Here is a 17,348-nt window from a genome sequence, read left to right as displayed (position 1 = left end):
CGATGTCGCTGCAACCTGGGACGTTCAAGTCGTTGATCAAGGTGGCCGCAGAGCAGGTCATCGCCAGTGCGCCGGAGCTGACGCGCCTGGATCAGGCGATCGGCGATGGTGACCACGGAATCAACATGAAGCGCGGATTCGAAGCGGTTCTGGGCAAGCTCGATGCGATCTCCGCGCAACCGCTCGACGAGGCGCTGAAGATGATCGGCAAGACCCTGGTGATGACGGTCGGCGGCGCGTCCGGGCCGCTTTACGGGAGCTTCTTCCTCGCCGCCGGCGAAGCGCTCTCGCACGACAAACACTTGCCGGACGACCTCGCGGACGTTTTCGGCAGTGGCGTGAACGCGGTGAGCGCGCGTGGCCGCTCGCAGGCCGGTGAGAAGACGATGCTCGACGTGCTTGTTCCCGTCCTGGAAACGCTGAAGACGGCGGCCGGCCAGCCGGATCTAATCGCGCGCGTCCGGACCACCGCTGCCGAGGCGGTCGAGCGGACCGCGCCGATGCAGGCCACCAAGGGGCGGGCGTCGTTCCTCGGGCCACGCAGCGTCGGGCACGTCGACCCCGGCGCCCGCTCGAGCTGCGTACTCGTGCAGGCGGTCTGCGCGAGCCTGGAGGGACAGCAATGACCGACACTGTGGGTATTGTGATCGTCTCGCACTCGAAGGACATCGCCAAGGGCACCGCCGACATGGTGCGGCAGATGGTCGGCAGCGAGGTCAAGGTGGCTTTTTGCGGCGGCAATCCCGACGGCGGATTGGGCACCAGCGTCTCCCTGATCATCGACGCCATTAATGATGCCTGGTCTGCCAAGGGCGTCGCAATCCTCGTCGACCTCGGCGGTGCCGAAACCAACAGCGAAATGGCGGTCGAGATGCTGGAGCCTGCGCGGCGCGATCTCGTTGTCGTATGCAACGCGCCGATCGTCGAGGGCGCCGTGATGGCGGCAACCGAGGCCGCAGGCGGCAGCTCACTGGCCCAGGTCAAGGCCGTGGCCGAGGAACTCTCTGCCGACTGAGACGTCGGCGAAGCGATGATGGAAGATGAGCATGCTGGACAAAGCGGACGGACAGAGTTTCACCGGAAATGTGCGGCTGGTGCACGCGGTTGGCATGCACGCGCGCCCCGCGGTCAAGCTGACCAAGCTCGCCAAGAAGTTCCAGGCCCAGATTTCCGTGCGGGTCGCAGGCGCGGCCGAGTGGATCAATGCCAAGAGCGTGGTCAAGATCATGGCGATGCGTGCGGCCCACGGCAGCACGATCGAGATCAGGGCGTCCGGCAGTGATGCGGAAGCCGCCGTTGCGGCGCTGGTCGACCTGATCGCAACCGATTTTCCGGACGGGGCTTAGCAGCATGCAGGGTAGCGCGACAGGACTGGCCTACCGCGGCAGAACCGCCTCGATCGGCTTTGCCCATGGCCCGCTCGTCCGGGTCGGCGCGGACAACAACGGCGAGCGTGTCGCGGGCAACCTGGCTGAAGAGGCGCTTGCTCTTCGTGCTGCGATTGACGCGGCAAGCGGGCAGATCGCGGATCTCGCCGGGATCGCCGGCGGCGAGGCTGCACAGATTCTCGAATTCCAGGTCGCGCTGCTGGAGGATGAGGATTTCATCCAAGCGATCTTCGCATCGATAGGCGATGGCGATCCGGCGGATGTCGCATGGCGTTCGGCGCTCGACGCGCAGATCGCGGACTACAATTCAGCCGCGGACGAATATCTGAAGGCGCGCTCTTCGGACCTCGCGGACCTGCGCGACCGCGTGATCAACATTTTGCGGGGCGATGGGGGCCCGGCGCTGGAGATTCCGAGCGGCGCCGTCGTCTGCGCCGACGATCTGCCGCCCTCGCGATTCCTGGAGATCGACTGGTCCGGCGGCGGCGGTCTGGCGCTCTTGCGTGGCAGTCCCACGAGCCACGTCGCGATGCTGGCGCGCGCGCGGGGCATTCCCATGGTCGTGCAACTCGGCGCCATTCCGGACGTCGGAGCCAACGCGCTGCTCGATGGTGAAGGCGCGACGCTCGAGCTCGATCCCAGCGCGGAGCAGGTTCGCCTGTTCGAGAAGCGGCGCGAAAGCCATCGCAAGAGCAGGGCGTCCGCCCGTGCGATCCTGCGGCGGCCCACCGCATCATGGCGCGGCGAGCGGATCAAGCTGTTTATCAACATCCAGCGCGTCGACGATCTCGAGCATCCCGACGCGCAATATGCCGATGGGATCGGCCTGATGCGCACCGAGTTTCTGCTGACGGAGAGGGGCAGTTTGCCCGATGAGGAGACACAGTTTCAGGCTTACGATGCGGTGCTGCGTTGGGCCGACCAGCGCCCGGTCACCATTCGCACGTTTGACGCGGGCGGCGACAAGCCGGTCGCCGGCTTTACGCTGGACGGCGAAGCCAATCCGTTCCTCGGAGTTCGGGGCTTGCGGCTTTGCCTGGCCCGGCCCGAGATCTTTGCCATTCAGCTCCGCGCGCTGGCACGGGCCGCCGTGCGCGGAAACCTCAAGGTCATGTTTCCGATGGTCACGTCTGCGGCTGAGCTCGAGGCGGGGCGGAAGCTGTTTGCCGATGTCGTGCAGCGCTTGCAGGCGGACGGCATTGCCGCGATGCTTCCCGAGCTGGGAATCATGGTCGAAGTCCCGGCGGCGGCCCTGGCTATTACGAGCTTCAAGACGTCCTTCTTCTCGATCGGCTCGAACGATCTCGCGCAATATGTCCTCGCCTGCGATCGTTCCAATGGAGCGCTTGCCCCCTTGATGGACCCGCTGCATCCGGCGGTGCTCGAATTGATCGCGCGGACCGCCGAGCATGGGCGGCGCGCCGCGATCAGCGTCAGCCTATGCGGCGACATGGCAAGCGATCCGCGCTGCCTTCCCGCATTGCTGAATTGCGGCTTGCGCGAGCTATCTGTGAATGCATCGGCGCTCGCGCAGATCAAGCAGACGATCGACCGGCTGAGCAGCGGAGGGGGCCTTGACTGACACGGCGATCGATGAGCCGGCAGAAGCCGGCGCTGTTGCAGTTTACAAGCGCATCTTCAAGGAAGTGCTGGAGAGCCGCCCCTCGGGCATGCGGCTGCGTCTGGCGCATGCCATTGGGAAGAACCGCAGCTTCGTCAGCCAGATCAGCAATCCCGCCTATCCGGTGCCGATACCCGTGCAACATCTCAATACGATCTTCGATGTCTGCCACTTCCCTCCGCAGGCGAAGACCGCCTTTCTTCGCGCCTATGCACGCGCGCATCCGCGCCGGATCGGCCGACTGACCGAAGGATCGCATGAGCGGACCTTGACGCTGCATTTGCCAGATCTCGGCAGTGCGAAGCGGAACGCCGAGCTCGATGCGCTGCTCCAGGAATTCGCGCGGCGCTTGATTGCCATCATGCGGGAAAAATAAGGCGTGAGGCCAAAGGGAAGAAGCGGGGAGGAGACAATGAAGAAGTTCATCAATTCGGTCGACGGCGTGCTTGCGGAGAGCCTCGACGGACTTGCGGCCGCGCATGCCGATCTCGTCGCGCTTGGGCCGGAGCGGAAATTCGTGCGGCGCCGTGAGCTGAACCCGAAGAAGGTCGCACTCGTCTCGGGCGGCGGCAGCGGGCATGAGCCGCTGCATGCGGGCTTCGTCGGCTATGGCATGCTCGACGCCGCCTGCCCGGGACAGGTCTTCACGTCGCCGACGCCGGACCAGATCGTCGAGGCCGCTCAGGCGGTTTCGGGTGAGGCCGGCGTGCTGTTTATCGTGAAGAACTACGCGGGTGACCGCATGAATTTCGAGATGGCGGCCGAGATCGCCGAGGGGCTCACAGCGACCATCGTCACCGACGATGACGTCGCGGTCGAGAACTCGACCCACAGCATCGGGCGTCGCGGCGTGGCTGGCACGCTCATCGTGGAGAAGATCGTCGGCGCGGCGGCCGAGAAGGGCGCCGACCTCAAAGGCTGCGTTGCGCTCGGCGAGCGCGTCAACGTGCGCACGCGTTCGATGGGCGTGGCGCTGACGAGCTGCACGGTCCCGGCTGCGGGCACGCCGACCTTCTCGCTCGGCCAGGACGAGATGGAGATGGGGGTCGGCATTCACGGCGAGCCTGGACGCCGCCGCGTCAAGCTGGAGCGGGCAGACGCGATCGCGGACGAGATGACGACGGCGATCGCGCAGGATCTCGACGCGCGCGACGGGGCCGAGGCCCTCCTGCTCGTCAACGGATTTGGCGGAACGCCAACGATCGAGCTCTATCTGATGTACAACGCGGCGCGCCGGATGCTCGAGAAGCGCGGCTTGCGCATCGCTCGCTCGCTGGTCGGCGGCTTCGTCACCTCGCTGGACATGGCCGGGTGCTCGCTCACCGTCAGCCTGCTCGATGCTGAGACGACCGCGCTCTGGGACCATCCCGTGCGCACGGCGGCATTGAAATGGTAATCGCGGTTGTGAGCGGCAGGTGATCGCTTTCGCGCCGGCGAAGGATCAGCGGCGACGGCCCACTCCCGCTTCGGATTGTGCCAGTCTTCCCTCACTGAAACTTGCCGCGTCTCGCGGACACGGCGTCTCTTTCGCATTGACTGGGAAGCGTCGATGCAAAGTGTGTTGCCTCAAAGAAAACGCAGCGATTTGGAAACGTACCCCTTGACGCCGATGTCGATCGCGGTTGCCACGAATACAGGATCGTCGTTGACGCTAAACATCACGATGCGCGCTTCGGCATCTCTTCCGAAGATCTGTCGAGCGAGCTCCATGCCGGAGACGGATGGCAGGTTGATGTCTATGGCGCAGACCTCAGGAGGTCCGGCAATAAAGGACGCCAATCCACTGGCCGCATCTGCCGCTCCTGTGACGATGAAGCCTGCCTCGTCGGCAAACAAGGCCTGGCAAGCAGCTATGATGATGGGATGATCGTCGACGATCAGTACTCGCATCAGGCTCCGTGCAGCGATATTGGTGGCCTAGACGATGTTGCAGTAACGCGCATCGCAGGCGGACATTACCGACGGATTACGACCGCGAGGCCCGCGCGGCCTCAACGTGCTGAAGGGATGCCGAGAATGATTGTTCTCACCATGCGTTGAAGTTGGTGACGAGTTGCTTATCCAAGGACAAGCTTTCCATGCCACTGGCAAGCAAAATACCGCTTCGGTTATGGTGTCCACTCCCGGGCATGTTTCGTTTGTGGTGCAAGAAGTGCCCGATCTCGTGCGCCATTACACCAATGAACGCTTCGCCAAGATCGAACACGGGTGGATTACCTTGGTCAACAACCACGAATACCTGCTCATCAGGTAGATACTCCCCAGCCGCCTCAGTATCCATTGCAGCATAATCACCGACCAGAAAGCAGGTGAGATCGGCGCCGTGCCTCTTCAATGGTGCGATATCCTTTCGAAAAACATCCCGCGAGATTTTTGGTCCTAAGGCTTTCTGGACCGTAATCCATTTGGCATCGACCAGCGTGAAAAAGATGTTCGTCTGAGCCCCGAAGACCCAGTTCAGCCTGGTGAGGAACCAGGGCACGTCATCCGGCGTCCATTTCGTGGCGTTGATGACTTTGCCTGACTGATCGAGCTGCTTGAGAAATCTGAACGCGATCGTGAAGTCTTTGCGCTGCAGAATGGCGACCTCCAACTTGATGGCCGTGTTGCCGCGCGCGGCTTTGAGTTCCGGAATACCTACACCTTTGGCAACGACCTTGAGGCCGCGCGCACTGCCATCCAGTCGCGCGGTGCCATACAGCGCTGTACGCAGGCGCAGCAATTGATCATCGCGCTCCTGACCTTTTTGCTCTCCATAGCGACTGTTGATGTATTCCTGAGCGACGCGTTCGACTTGCTCGAAGCGCACATCCTCAACCTGTAACCGGTCGCGATCATACGATAGGTGAACGTCCTTGCTGTCGCGCAGGCAGACCAAGTTGAAGCCTCCCGAGGAACGATCATGAAGCTTTGCGCCGCGTACACACCAGAATCCTGCAAGAACTGAGCGAAGCTTGCCATAGCTTTTCCAAACCTTAGATCACGATAGTGTCGAGCCCGGACCACCGCGCCGGGGATAACTATCCGTGACCATTGCTCGCCGGTTGAGCCAGCAACATACTGGAAATTAGCCATGCGGGGCAATGCGCTGGCGTCGATTTTGCGGTCTGGACTTCGTTGGTGGTTGCGAGGGCGAGCGAGTTGTACGTGGAGTGGAAGCTATTCTGACTGCGGATGCCGTTAGCTATTCACGCCTTATGGCGGTGACGGGCGCGGCGCGCTAGCGACGCAGAAAACCGTCTGCCAAGACGTCGTAGACTCAACGATTGCGAGCCACGGCGGGCGCATCATGAAGACCACCGATGACGAGTTGCGGTTCATTAGGTATACTGGCGATGCGTGCCGCCTGCTCTTCGACGGAACCATGCCTGGCGTTGGCGACACATGGAAACGCAGCAACACAACTGCCGATTTTCATCGGGGAACATCATACGCTCCCGGCTGGATGCGGGCCGCACGTGAAGGAGAATCCCGGCAAATCTTCCCGACTACACCGGCCGAAGTCCAGTTAGGAGTAACCTGCCGTTTCTTTTGCCGGAGCGTAGTCGGACGACTATTGCTCAACCACGCAAGGAAGGTAGGTCATGCCACTGACCGAAGGCGACGTCCTGGACACACTCAGCGACTCGGTTGCGCTTGGCATCGAGTTTTACGTCGACAAGATCCATATCAAGGGCGAATACTTGACGACAGTTCGCGATCACATTCGTGTCGGTAATATATTGGTGAAGGGCGGCACTCAGGATCTCGCCTTCTACGATCAGGCCACGGATATTCTCTTGACGCAGAAGAAGTCGCCTCCCGCAAATGATAGCGATCGGGCGCTACTCCTGCATGAATGCGTCCACGCCATGATCGACGTCTATGATCCTGACGGCGCTGTTACGCGCCACATGGGCGAACTGGCGGCCTACCTCACTCAAACGACATATAGCGTTCGCAGGAATCCGTCGTCTAACCGCAACGGCACCGCCCCCTGGGACAAATTCTGGTGCGACCTCTACGCCACGGTGCGCGCCAACAAGCTCGACACCAGCGCGGGCAATGGCGTGCGGATCCCGTCGGCGACGCTCGAAAGTCTGCGCCGGCAACTCGCTGCGCTGCCTTTTGTGAACTATGGAAAGTTCGCTAAAGAGGCGACCGGCGTGTCGGATGGGCTGATCCGCAGGAACTTATTTCTGTCGAGCGATGAACCTGTATCCATGCGATCATCGAGCGTTTCCCACGAAGCTTACGTTGATCCGAGCGATGACTATTTGATACGCACCCTGATGGAGGCCTACGCGAGCACCGATGTTAGAGGTTATGGCAGCCGCCTGCGCCGGCTACGTCGTGATTTTCTCTATTGCTCGCTGTCTCGCGCCTATGAGCTCCGGAAGAGGTTCTCGGTGCGGAAGCGTGGAGACCGGCTCTCCGAACTGTTTCACGATCGCCTGTCGCATGGCGGCCGCGCAATTCTTCTCCGTGTGCTTGCGCTGCGAAGCTGACCAGCACGCTGGACAAGTCGGAAAAGCGCTCTCGAGAGGAAGAATGCGCTACCGCACCGCGTCGAATTCTCGGTGTGTTGGTGCATCATTAAGTAGACTCCCGACCACGCCGTTGCTGCGGATTCTAGTCCAGGTGCCTTGTGCGCAGATCTTGAAGGTCCTTTTTCAATGCCACCAGATCCAGCCCGCGAGGAAAAGTGAGGCGTCCAGAGCGGATCACGAGCCGGACATACGGATACCGTTCTTCGGCAAGCATCGGAGAACTAATCTTGTACTTGTGCCAATCTTCGACGATGTGTGCCTGTTGTTCGACGTTGTATGAGTCCCAGCTATCCCCGGGCGTGTAGTCGTAGCCGGCACCGACCGTCTGCGCCCAGAAGGAGCGTGCCATTGTCCAGTTTGAATCGTTGAACGCCTGCCACACGTGGGTCATTTCGTGCACGAAGAGGTCGCAAATGCGACCGAAGTCGTCGCACAAGAGGCCGAAGGTGGGGCTAGGCGATGCCAGGTTACTGAACGCGACATTGCCAAGATTGATGGCATACCGCATGCTCGGCACCATGGGATTGCTTCCTCTAAAGAATGGTCCATCGTTCGTCCACGGTCTTCCGCCTGCTCCCAGGCCATTGGTAATCGCGATGGTCTCCCATGGCGGCAACGTCGGGCCAAAGACGTTGCGCGCGAAATCCCGTTCGCTGACGTCTAGGACGCGCGCGAAGTCGGGTCGGCTTCCTCCACATTCCGGCGGGGTCGGAGCCGCTGGGGTGGGCGCAACCGGTGGAGTGGGCGCAATCGGTGGGGGAGGCGGCGTACCTGGCGGCAGATAGATGAATCCCCCTCGCCATCCACCTTTCCCGCCGGTCGTACCGGATGAAAACGCAAAATTCTGGCGGTCGGGCGACATCGCGCGGCAGCCTACATACTCGGCCAGGTACCAGTTCACCGTAAGCGGAGCTTTTCTCCCATTTGATTGACTGGTTTCGCTTCGGCTTTCGCTCTGCGATCCTTGGCTTGTCAGAGAGCCGAGAGGAGACTGAAGGCGATGGAACAATCGGGGGAGGAAGCCGAAGCTGCTGGCTTTGTGGGGAAGCTTACGCGCCGGACGCGTTCTGGAGGCCGGTTATGGTCTGCGGAGATCAAGGGGCGCGCTGTTTTCGAGAGCATGAAGCCCGACGCCCGGGTATGTGATGTCGCACGGCGTTACGGTGTGAAGGCCCAGCAGTTGACGACGTGGCGCAGATTGGCGCGTGCTGGCCGGCTCGCATTGGTCACGGACGACGCGGCGGATTTCGTGTCGATCGAGCTGAGCGATCCAGTGGCGTCAGGCAAGAGCGAGGGGCCCGTCGAGATTACGATTGGCAAGGTTTCGGTCCGCCTGGATGCGGACGTGTCGGCGGTGCGGATCGCGGAGATCGTGACTGCGATCGAGCGCGGCGCATGATCATTCCGGCGCAGGGACTGCGGATTGTGCTTGCTGTGCGTCCTGTTGACTTCCGGTGCGGGCACGACGCGCTGGCCGGTCTTGTGCAAAACACGCTTGGGCTCGATCCGCATTCGGGCCTGATCGTGGTTTTTCGTTCGAAGCGCGCCGACCGGCTGAAGATTTTGCTATGGGACGGCACGGGCCTCGTTTTGGTCTACAAGCGCCTTGGCCGCGATGGTCGTTTCGAGTGGCCGCAGATCAGCGACGGCGTCATGCATCTGACGCGCGTGCAGTTCGAAGCGCTGTTCGATCACCCATGTTGATGCCCCTCCTTGTTAGGCTGACAGATTCTTAGATCAAGTTGCGCGATGACGTGGTTTCGAAGGTCTCCGATGGCGTGAAGAACGGATGGTGTATTCGGGAAGAGATAGGCGCCGCTGGGCTGGCGATCAATTAGCAAACGCTTGGTTCGGATCTGAACATAGAGCCAGTTTACTGGAATCTCGAGCCTTCGGGCCAGTTCGGGCGGGCTGAGGTATGAGTCGTCATGCTCCCATCGGCTGCGCTGGGCAGTTACCTTGATGGCGGCGGCACGACGGAGCCGCCCAACGGTGATAGGCAGCACCTTATCGGCGCAACGGGGAGAGCGGTGACCTTCCCGAGTAAGGATTGTGGCGATCTTGTCGTCTGGGACGCCGTCGCGAGCGAGCGTCAGAAGGCGTTCCCGCATCTCTGTGCCTCGCGTCAATCTGGTGACGGAGTTGACGCTCATCTTCACTTCGAGCTCCGTCACGGCGCCTCCCCGCCAGACGATCCTAGCCAGGGCCAAGTCGCGCTCACCGCGGTCGAGAACGACCTTTTCGATGAGACATCGCAACAACGCCTTGCGATGCGCATCCGAGATAGTCTCGTCACCCCATATCTGCGGGAGGCGGCCGGTGAGGCTGATGACCTTGTCGTTGAGCTCCTTGCTTATGGCCACTTGTGTGATGGCTTTGGGCGGCGTCTGTCGGGCAAGCGCCTCTTCGGCGGCGCGCACGTCGTTTAGCGCCGCTTCCCATCGACGCTCGAGTTCCGAGGCGACCAACCGATTATCTGGATCAGCTCGGTTGAACTGCCGTTCGGCGAGCGCCGCCGTGTATCGCTTGCGCTCGAGCTCTCGTTCTGCACTGGAGCGTAGCGCATTGTTCGTCTGCTGCTGCACCCGGCGGGAGCGCGACAAGGCATCGAGTTCGGCCGGCGCTAGTGCGGTTAGGAATGCGTCGCCAACGGCTGCATCGATATGGGCGGCGCGGATGTGTTGGCAGGTTGGCTGACCTTCCTGGGTACGCAGGTGATTGCATACATATTCGCCGCCGCCCTTGTAGCGGACGTACATCTTATGGCCACATCGTGCGCACCAGGCAATGCCGTGGAGCAGGAGCTCGCCATTGCGAGGCGCGCCGCGGGTTTTGATGCGCATGTATTCGGCTCGGTTATCTCTGATGACGGATCGGATTTTTTCATAAATTGGCCAGTCGATATAGGCTGGATATCGATCTTTAACGACGATCCGCCACTCCTCCATCGGCCGCGGAGCCTTTTGTGGCAGGGCCCCCTCCCGCTTCGGCGGCCGGAAGCGGGTTCGTCCATAGACAAAGGCGCCCGCGTATGCGGGGTTCTTCAAGATCGCCGCGACGGCAGCCAGCGTCGCGCGCGTCCAGCACAAATCGCCATATCGATCACGACGCGGCAGTTCCAGGTCACGCTCGTTCAACGCTCGCATGACCTTGGCAACGCTGCGCAGCTGCAGGAATAACTGGAAGACGAGACCGAGCCGCCCTTGCACGGCCATGTCGGGATCCTTAACGACCACACCGCTCGGGTCCCGCATCAGCCCGATTGGCAGCATAACCGCAAGTTCGCCGCGTTCGGCTTTGGCCAGCAGGCCGGCGGTCAGCCGGCTGCGGATCGTATGTAGCTCAAGCTCGGAGATCGAACCCTTCAGCCCGAGAAGCAACCGTCCGTTGGGAGTGCCCGGATCATAGACACCATCGCGGTCGGCGATCAGGCAGCCACGTAGACCACAGATATCCAGGAGCGGATACCAGTCGGTACAATTACGCGCCAAGCGGGTCACGTCGATCGACAGGATGAGTCCCACTTCACTCAGGCCAACACGGCCAACGAGTTCCTTGAAGCCGTTACGCTGTGCTATAGACGCGCCGCTCAACCCGAGATCGGCATCAATCACGTCGATGGCCGCCTCACGCCATCCGAGTTCGCGGGCGCGCTGGCGAAGCGCGTATTGAAGGCGCAGGCTCTCCTGATTGCTTACGACCTGATGGGGCGTCGACTGCCGGATGTAGACTACGGCTTTGCGCGCCAAGTGGCTTGGTGTGACCAGCTCGGACTTCATGAGGGATCTCCGCCAAAATTGCGGCGACGTCTTCGACGATCTGGCGTCGGAGCGCGGGCGTCAGCGTCGACCAAAGATCGGCTGGATCCATGCTCATGTGCGTCGGGACAATCCGCTGTCGATAAAAGCTCGAGTAGAGCCTCCATACTCAGCTTAATCTGATTTGCCTCTTGCTCATAATATTCGATTGCGGTTGCTTGAATCAGAAGACTGCTTCCTGCGCGATACTCAACTTCATACGAAGCGGGAATGCCTCGGCCTCGCTGACCGATCTTCCTAATCACTCGATATGAGCGCCCCCACAAAGGATGGTGGGGGTCCCGAACCTCGACCACCTCCGGAAATGATTCGTCAGACTCACTATCAGGGACATTCCTCAATCCCCTCGTTTGAAGGGCTGAACTGGAAGCGAGTGGGCGAACGGATTGTCGCGACGCCAGCTGCGGCGAACTGACTCAGACCCGACAACCTGTTTCGCGCGGGGCTTTGGGATGATAGCTTGCGGATGTGCCGCCGTCCCCCTTTGATCCCGCCCGTCTTGCAGCGCTGCCCGCCGATTTGCGCGCGCTCTTCCGCGCGCAGGAAGCGATGATTGAAGCCGAGCGTCGTCGCGCAGACGATGAATGCTCGGCGCGCCTTCATGTCGAGAGTGAACTGGCTGCGTCCAAAGAGAGCGTCGAACGCCTCGAACTGCTCGTGAAGGAGTACGAGCGCGCACGTTTCGGTAAACGCTCGGAAAAGTTCAATCCCGATCAGATGCAACTGGTTCTCGAGGACATCGAGATTGCCATCGCCGAAGTCCAGGAACGCCAGGACGATCGTGCGCGCCGCGCCGGCACGGCGCCGTCCAGCCGCCGGACCAGGCGCGCTGCCCGTGCCTTTCCCGCGCACCTGCCGCGCATCGAGCAGGTGATCGAACCCGAGAACCTCGAGTGTCCCTGCGGCTGCGGCCGGATGGTCCAGATCGGCGAGGATCGCTCCCGCCGTCTCGATGTCATGGCCGCCCAGTATCGTGTGATCGAGACGGTGCGACCGCGCTACGCCTGCGCAAAGGGCTGCACCGGTGTTGCTCAGGCGCCGGCGCCCGCCCATCTCGTGGAGGGTGGCATCCCCACCGAGGCGCTGCTGGCGCAGGTGGCGGTCGCCAAGTTCAGCGAGCACATGCCACTCTATCGTCAGTCGCAGGTTCTGGCTCGGCATGGCATCTTCATCGATCGCGCCGTTCTGGCAGACTGGATGGGAACGGTCGCCTTCCACCTCGCGCCGCTGGTCGAGCGCATGAGCGTCGTGATGAAGCAATCGGGCCGCTTGTTCATAGACGAGACCAGGGCGCCTGTGCTCGATCCGGGCCGGGGCCGAACGAAGACCGGCTATCTGTGGGCTGTCCTGCGCGACGATCGCGGCCACGGCGGCGCTGATCCACCAATCGTGGTCTACCACTACGCGCCAGGACGCGGTGGTGACCATGCTGAGCGCATCCTCGAGGGCTTCGACGGCATCCTTCAGGTCGACGGATACCAGGGCTATCATCGGCTCGCACGGCCCAAGCGCAAAGGCGGCGTGCCGCTGCGGCTGGCCGCATGTTGGTCCCACTCAAGGCGCAAGATCATCGCAGCGACTCCGAAAGCCGGCTCACCCATCGCCGAAGCCGTTCTCGCGCGCATCGCCGCACTCTATGCGATCGAGAAGGAGATCCGTGGCGCCGACGCCCCGGCTCGGCAAACGACCCGTAACGAGCGATCACGGCCGCTCGTCGCTGAACTCGAGAGGTTTCTGCGCGAGCAAGCCGCTCGCCTGTCGCCGGGCAGCGAGATGGGCAAGGCGATCGCCTATCTCCTGAACCATTGGGATGGCCTCACCTTGTTTCTCGACGATGGTTGCGTTGAGATGGACACCAATCCCGTCGAAAATCAAATCAGGCCGCTGACTCTGACGCGTAAAAATAGTTTATTTGCTGGTCACGACGAAGGTGGTCGTTCATGGGCGCGCATAGCTTCGCTCATCGCCACCTGCAAAATCAACAGCGTGGAGCCCTACGTCTGGATGAAAGCGACGCTCAAAGCGATCGCAACCGGTCACCCGCAGTCCCGGATCGACGAGCTCCTGCCCTGGTCGTTCGGCCGCACCTCGTAATTCTCCGTCGTTGCCGCCTCCATACCCCCCGCCAACGATTTGCAAACACGTTGATCAACAGACTGCAATCCCCACGCCAAACCTTTGCGAATGGGACGCGAACGTCGCTTACAGTTCACCTGCCGTGTGGCTTGTTGGAAATCGCGCTGTTTGACGAGCTTGATGCCCGGAAAATTGAACTCGATGAGGTCCCAAGGGTCGATGCCGATCCGCTTGGCGAGGGATATCCAGGTCTCGCCTGCCGTCACCGCATGCCGGATTCCTGCTGGCGGTACATAGCTTTCGACGATAGGCTTCAAGGGCCTTTCCTGGTTCGGCAATGTGAGATCTCCCCCCTGCTGGTTCCTGCGGAACTACGCGGTCTCGCCACCAATACCGTGGTCGCCGCTACCTCGAGGCGGTTCGATAGTTCCATTCATCCGAGCCACGGACTGGCAGTGGCAAATCGAGGAGCCTCATTCGTAGCTTGGAGGCGTAGACACGGAGCAATGCCGAACGAGCAATATCCGCTTTAGCGCCTGCCTTTCGACTTCGAACCGAGCAGATCATGCGTTCCGCTGATGCTCACCGTTCCCGAGCACTCGAAACCACCGAAAATTCCGCAGGAGCCGGTGACCGTAACGCGCAAGTCTTTGCGTTGGTACATGTCGACCGAAATGCCCACGCGCGAAAAGTCGTTCGCGCTGTTCGGCAGGATCAGATCGATGTGCTCCGCGGCCCATTGCGGTATATGCTTGTTGCTCTTCCAGAACAGTTCATTGCCGGCGTGATGCACGAAGTTCGGCCCGACCGTAAGCGCACCGTCCACGCCCTCGAACACGAAGCCTGTTTCGTCGATGTGCACGTTCACCCGATCGGGTGCTACGGCGAAATGCAGCGAGGTGATGTCCTGGGGCTGCGGGTCCTTGCCGAATTGCGAGCTGTAAGCGTCGCTCCATTGTCCGCGGTCGCGCCCGAGCCCGAAGCCGTGGCGGCCCGGAAGATCCCGCGTTGAGAGTGGCTTGTCGGACAGCTTTGGGCGCCAGATCTCCCGAAACCCCTTGCCGATCGTTGCCGCCATCGACAGATCGAGGGCCCAATGCGACGCCTTCTCCGGGCTTTGCCCTTCGGCGAATGCGTCGAATCCGTCCGTCGTCTTGGCAATGCGCAGCTTCTTGATCAGCTCTTCCCAGTCCTTGGGCAGGAAGGTGACGCCATCGAGCGTGGTCGTCGCGGCAGCGACACCATACTTCTCGAGTTGGTGTCGGATGTAGGGCTTCTCGTCATAAAGGCGCACATCCGGGTTGGGGCCGGCAAAGTAATTCTTCAAATCGATCTGCGGCCGAAGCATGGTCAGTCGCGCCGCGATCTTCCGGTAAGTGTCGGTCGTCGTCGGATCAGTCGTCGTCATGGAACGCCCTCCGAGCCAATCCTTGCCTCAGATTGGTCTCACCCGAACGGGCTCGGGTTCAATGCCGGCTCGCTCGATCAAGCTGCCGCCCGGCCCAGGTCATTCGAATTCCTGGCGCGCCAGCGCCGTGACTGTTTGAACCTGCCGATCGGAAATGGCGACCACCATCCGTGGGGTAGTGTGAACAACGAGGACGATCAAATGTCACTGCGGAGCAGGGTGTTAGACGTACTCAGTGGCCCGGCGGTCGCACGCATGCGGTTCCGGTTTCCGATCCGCGGCAGCCATGTGACGATTGCGCCGCAAACGTTCCATCACGTCGCCCGCGCTATCCGGTTGGGGCAGGTCACCGTCAGACCTCCGACGGATCTCGCGGCAGGCGTTGCTGCACAATACAACGATGTCGCGAGAACCAGGGCGGACGGCACAGCGGTTGCGGCGAACACGCTGGAGGTCGTGTCGGCGACGGGGCGGCTGGACGAGGCCTATATCGTCCACGAAAGCCTGCATGCGGCATATGATCTGTTGCGTACCGGCCTCGATGCCAATGCGGAAGAGGCGTCTGCGTACGTCTGCACGGCGCTCTATTGCCGCATGACAGGCCTGCCCCGCCCGCGCTGGGCCAACGGGCCGATCTACGCCAATGCCGCAGAGGTCGCCCGAACGCTGCTGTCCCAGTATCAGAAGGGCGATCCCGGGATTCCCTGGGTCGGCGAGCATGAATGGAAGATGCTGCGTGCAGGTGTTGGCCTCGATCCGGTCTATGCCAGCGGACCCGGCGGTATTCTCACGGGATGGCTCCTCGGCCAACAATATACCCACGACGGCTAGAGTGACGGGGGCCGCATCCGTTTCAGGAAATGGCAGGAGCTTCCAACTCCTGCCGTGCATCGCCAACGGAGCCGACGCACTTGAGCGCGTCATGCGACCAGCAGGCCCAGCTTGCCGACCATCGCAAGCGAGCGTTGAACACTTTCTCGCGTTGACAGCAACAACGGATCGGCAGGCTTCCCGGCACTATCCTTCTGGTCTACCTGGATGGTCGGGCCGAATTTTTCGGTCATTTCGGCCGTGATCTGGTCGATGGTCCGCGCACCGTCGAGCAATTGCAGAAAATCCCTGGTCCGGTCGTCCTCCAACTGTACCGTCTGGTGGAGGAGGTTGGTGACGAGCGGACCTGTTTGCGCTTGTCTTCGTGCGAGCAGGCTCGCCTGCGGATGCTCGGTAGCTTCCTTCAACAGAAATGGGCGCGACAGCAGGAAAGAGACTTCGCCGCTGCAAGCCAGGATGAACATTGCCTCCGTCAGCACCTTTTCGGCATCATCCGTGTGCCGGCCGCCCAGCAGCGCGCGGGCGCCATCGAGCAGCTCGCCAAATGATAATGCGCGCGGCCAGGACCGGCCGAGACATAGATACGCAGCCTTCAAGAGCGGATTGGTTACCGTGACCCTGCTGCCGTCCTGGTTCTCGAATTCCATCGCGGAATCGTCGGTCACGCAGGCGTCGGGGTCAACCGGGTTGGTCGTGCTCAGCAAATGGAACCTGGTGACGAAATCGAGGTCGATCTGGCGGGATAGCGAAATGCTGTCGTGGCAGAGCAATGTGCGCCGAAAGCCGTTGCCGTCGATGAAGTCCTGATATTGATCGCGCGCCATGAACTCGCTCTCCGGGAAACGCTGCAGCGTCGCGCGAACCTCCTCGGAATAGCCGGCAAGATAGCGTCGCGAGAAATCAGCGTCGCTCAGATATTGCAAGCCGTGGCGGCTTGCGTCTTCGGCAACCTCATGCAGCAGGAAGGCCTCGGCGCCATCATCGAGATCGTCGTGAAATAAGAGCTCGTCGGGGGACTTGAGGACGCGGTTGTACTGGTCGCGCATAACTGCGCCGTGCACCGAGTTGGCCTTCGAGCCGTCGCTCAGGAACTTCAAGATCGCGCGGGCCTGTCCTACCTTCTCCTTCATGTCGGTGAGACGGCGGGTGTGATACCGCATCATGTCGCGGACCAGGTCGCGAAGATGCGAGAACGGGTGCGCGTTGTAGCTGACGTAGCAGACCCCGCGCGGAGCCATGTTCTGCTTGAAGATCATCATCATCTTCTCGCGCACCGCCGGCGGAACCCAGGAATACACGCCGTGCGCTATGATGTAGTCGTATTGCCCGAAGCTTTCGTCGACATTCATGATGTCGCAGTGCAGGAGCTTGATGTTGCTGAGGCCCAATGTGGCGATATTTCGATGGCCGCGCTCGATCGTCACGCCGCTCAGGTCAACACCGACGAATTCGCTGTTTGGATATTGAAAGGCCATCGGCAACAGGTTGCCGCCAACGCCGCAGCCAAGCTCGAGCACCCGGCAACGCTCGACCGGAGCCGCCTGCATGCCGTAGACGGCAGCAATGGTAGCGAGATGGTTCGGATGAGTGAGCCCGTAGACGTGGCCAGGGTAGTAGACCTCGTCGTATGGCGTGGGACCGGTGCTCGGGTGGCGATGCTCGGTTTGAATGTTCATC

At 61.5% G+C, this 17,348-nt stretch carries 18 protein-coding genes; 11 read left to right on the top strand and 7 right to left on the bottom strand.

What is annotated here, in order from left to right:
• Positions 1 to 2 precede the first annotated feature (2 nt).
• The 6 genes from dhaL to dhaK are packed head-to-tail and all read left to right on the top strand — an operon-like array spanning position 3 to position 4,405.
• Entirely contained in the window at positions 3 to 626 is a 624-nt protein-coding gene (gene dhaL / locus ACFLEY_RS28540; RefSeq protein ID WP_060913033.1) for a dihydroxyacetone kinase subunit DhaL, read from the top strand.
• Positions 623 to 1,015 (top strand): dihydroxyacetone kinase phosphoryl donor subunit DhaM, encoded by a 393-nt coding sequence (dhaM, locus tag ACFLEY_RS28535; RefSeq protein ID WP_011086355.1) that lies wholly within the window; start codon positions 623 to 625, stop codon positions 1,013 to 1,015. The genes dhaL and dhaM overlap by 4 nt, the downstream gene beginning before the upstream one ends.
• Before the next feature lie 25 nt (positions 1,016 to 1,040).
• Positions 1,041 to 1,346 carry an HPr family phosphocarrier protein gene (locus tag ACFLEY_RS28530; RefSeq protein WP_060911453.1) on the top strand — a complete coding sequence of 102 codons (306 nt, stop codon included), beginning with the start codon at positions 1,041 to 1,043 and terminating at the stop codon, positions 1,344 to 1,346.
• 4 nt (positions 1,347 to 1,350) lie between these two features.
• Entirely contained in the window at positions 1,351 to 2,970 is a 1,620-nt protein-coding gene (gene ptsP, locus ACFLEY_RS28525) for a phosphoenolpyruvate--protein phosphotransferase (protein WP_211434253.1), read from the top strand.
• Positions 2,963 to 3,385 (top strand): hypothetical protein, encoded by a 423-nt coding sequence (locus ACFLEY_RS28520; RefSeq protein ID WP_049832361.1) that lies wholly within the window; start codon positions 2,963 to 2,965, stop codon positions 3,383 to 3,385. The genes ptsP and ACFLEY_RS28520 overlap by 8 nt, the downstream gene beginning before the upstream one ends.
• A 36-nt stretch (positions 3,386 to 3,421) precedes the next feature.
• The gene (gene dhaK / locus ACFLEY_RS28515) at positions 3,422 to 4,405 is read left to right on the top strand and encodes a dihydroxyacetone kinase subunit DhaK (protein ID WP_060911454.1); all 984 of its coding nucleotides are present in this window, start codon (positions 3,422 to 3,424) and stop codon (positions 4,403 to 4,405) included.
• Positions 4,406 to 4,575: 170 nt separating this feature from the next.
• Here dhaK and ACFLEY_RS28510 read toward each other — a convergent pair whose 3' ends face one another.
• Together ACFLEY_RS28510 and ACFLEY_RS28505 are read right to left on the bottom strand one after the other, a co-directional pair.
• Positions 4,576 to 4,899 carry a response regulator transcription factor gene (locus ACFLEY_RS28510; protein WP_011086360.1) on the bottom strand — a complete coding sequence of 108 codons (324 nt, stop codon included), beginning with the start codon at positions 4,897 to 4,899 and terminating at the stop codon, positions 4,576 to 4,578.
• 136 nt (positions 4,900 to 5,035) lie between these two features.
• Positions 5,036 to 5,887 carry a hypothetical protein gene (locus tag ACFLEY_RS28505; RefSeq protein WP_060911455.1) on the bottom strand — a complete coding sequence of 284 codons (852 nt, stop codon included), beginning with the start codon at positions 5,885 to 5,887 and terminating at the stop codon, positions 5,036 to 5,038.
• A gap of 706 nt (positions 5,888 to 6,593) precedes the next feature.
• On the opposite strand from ACFLEY_RS28505, the gene ACFLEY_RS28500 reads away from it, so the two are divergent.
• A complete protein-coding gene (locus tag ACFLEY_RS28500; RefSeq protein WP_060911456.1) occupies positions 6,594 to 7,496 on the top strand; it encodes a hypothetical protein in 903 nt (300 codons plus the stop codon).
• A gap of 124 nt (positions 7,497 to 7,620) precedes the next feature.
• On the opposite strand, the gene ACFLEY_RS28495 is transcribed toward ACFLEY_RS28500, so the two are convergent.
• Positions 7,621 to 8,058: a hypothetical protein gene (locus ACFLEY_RS28495; protein WP_249163357.1), complete on the bottom strand. Its 438-nt coding sequence runs from the start codon at positions 8,056 to 8,058 to the stop codon at positions 7,621 to 7,623.
• A gap of 480 nt (positions 8,059 to 8,538) precedes the next feature.
• Here ACFLEY_RS28495 and ACFLEY_RS28490 point away from each other — a divergent pair, with 480 nt between their 5' ends.
• On the top strand, positions 8,539 to 8,937 hold the full coding sequence (locus tag ACFLEY_RS28490) for a transposase (RefSeq protein ID WP_082757112.1): 399 nt from the start codon (positions 8,539 to 8,541) through the stop codon (positions 8,935 to 8,937).
• Positions 8,934 to 9,242 carry an IS66 family insertion sequence element accessory protein TnpB gene (gene tnpB / locus ACFLEY_RS28485; protein ID WP_060907863.1) on the top strand — a complete coding sequence of 103 codons (309 nt, stop codon included), beginning with the start codon at positions 8,934 to 8,936 and terminating at the stop codon, positions 9,240 to 9,242. The genes ACFLEY_RS28490 and tnpB overlap by 4 nt, the downstream gene beginning before the upstream one ends.
• Here the strand turns inward: tnpB and ACFLEY_RS28480 are convergent.
• The gene (locus ACFLEY_RS28480) at positions 9,230 to 11,317 is read right to left on the bottom strand and encodes a recombinase family protein (protein ID WP_049810452.1); all 2,088 of its coding nucleotides are present in this window, start codon (positions 11,315 to 11,317) and stop codon (positions 9,230 to 9,232) included. The two genes, tnpB and ACFLEY_RS28480, sit on opposite strands and share 13 nt — an antisense overlap.
• Before the next feature lie 588 nt (positions 11,318 to 11,905).
• Here ACFLEY_RS28480 and tnpC point away from each other — a divergent pair.
• A complete protein-coding gene (gene tnpC / locus ACFLEY_RS28475) occupies positions 11,906 to 13,450 on the top strand; it encodes an IS66 family transposase (RefSeq protein WP_224517700.1) in 1,545 nt (514 codons plus the stop codon).
• On the opposite strand, the gene ACFLEY_RS28470 is transcribed toward tnpC, so the two are convergent.
• Both ACFLEY_RS28470 and ACFLEY_RS28465 read right to left on the bottom strand, forming a co-directional pair.
• Complete coding sequence (locus ACFLEY_RS28470; RefSeq protein WP_129557549.1) at positions 13,393 to 13,749, bottom strand: hypothetical protein; 357 nt, start codon at positions 13,747 to 13,749, stop codon at positions 13,393 to 13,395. The two genes, tnpC and ACFLEY_RS28470, sit on opposite strands and share 58 nt — an antisense overlap.
• A gap of 212 nt (positions 13,750 to 13,961) precedes the next feature.
• On the bottom strand, positions 13,962 to 14,840 hold the full coding sequence (locus ACFLEY_RS28465) for a hypothetical protein (protein ID WP_028170692.1): 879 nt from the start codon (positions 14,838 to 14,840) through the stop codon (positions 13,962 to 13,964).
• A 255-nt stretch (positions 14,841 to 15,095) separates the two neighbouring features.
• Between ACFLEY_RS28465 and ACFLEY_RS28460 the strand changes: the two genes are divergently transcribed.
• Positions 15,096 to 15,671, top strand: coding sequence for a hypothetical protein (locus tag ACFLEY_RS28460; RefSeq protein ID WP_236842224.1), 576 nt, complete (start codon positions 15,096 to 15,098; stop codon positions 15,669 to 15,671).
• A gap of 89 nt (positions 15,672 to 15,760) precedes the next feature.
• On the opposite strand, the gene ACFLEY_RS28455 is transcribed toward ACFLEY_RS28460, so the two are convergent.
• On the bottom strand, positions 15,761 to 17,347 hold the full coding sequence (locus ACFLEY_RS28455; protein WP_060911457.1) for a methyltransferase regulatory domain-containing protein: 1,587 nt from the start codon (positions 17,345 to 17,347) through the stop codon (positions 15,761 to 15,763).
• Position 17,348 lies beyond the last annotated feature (1 nt).

Source organism: Bradyrhizobium sp. YCK136, from assembly GCF_044570075.1.
GTDB lineage: Bacteria > Pseudomonadota > Alphaproteobacteria > Rhizobiales > Xanthobacteraceae > Bradyrhizobium > Bradyrhizobium diazoefficiens.
The sequence above is the reverse complement of the archived record's forward strand: the minus strand, read 5'-3'. Positions and strand labels throughout refer to the sequence as shown.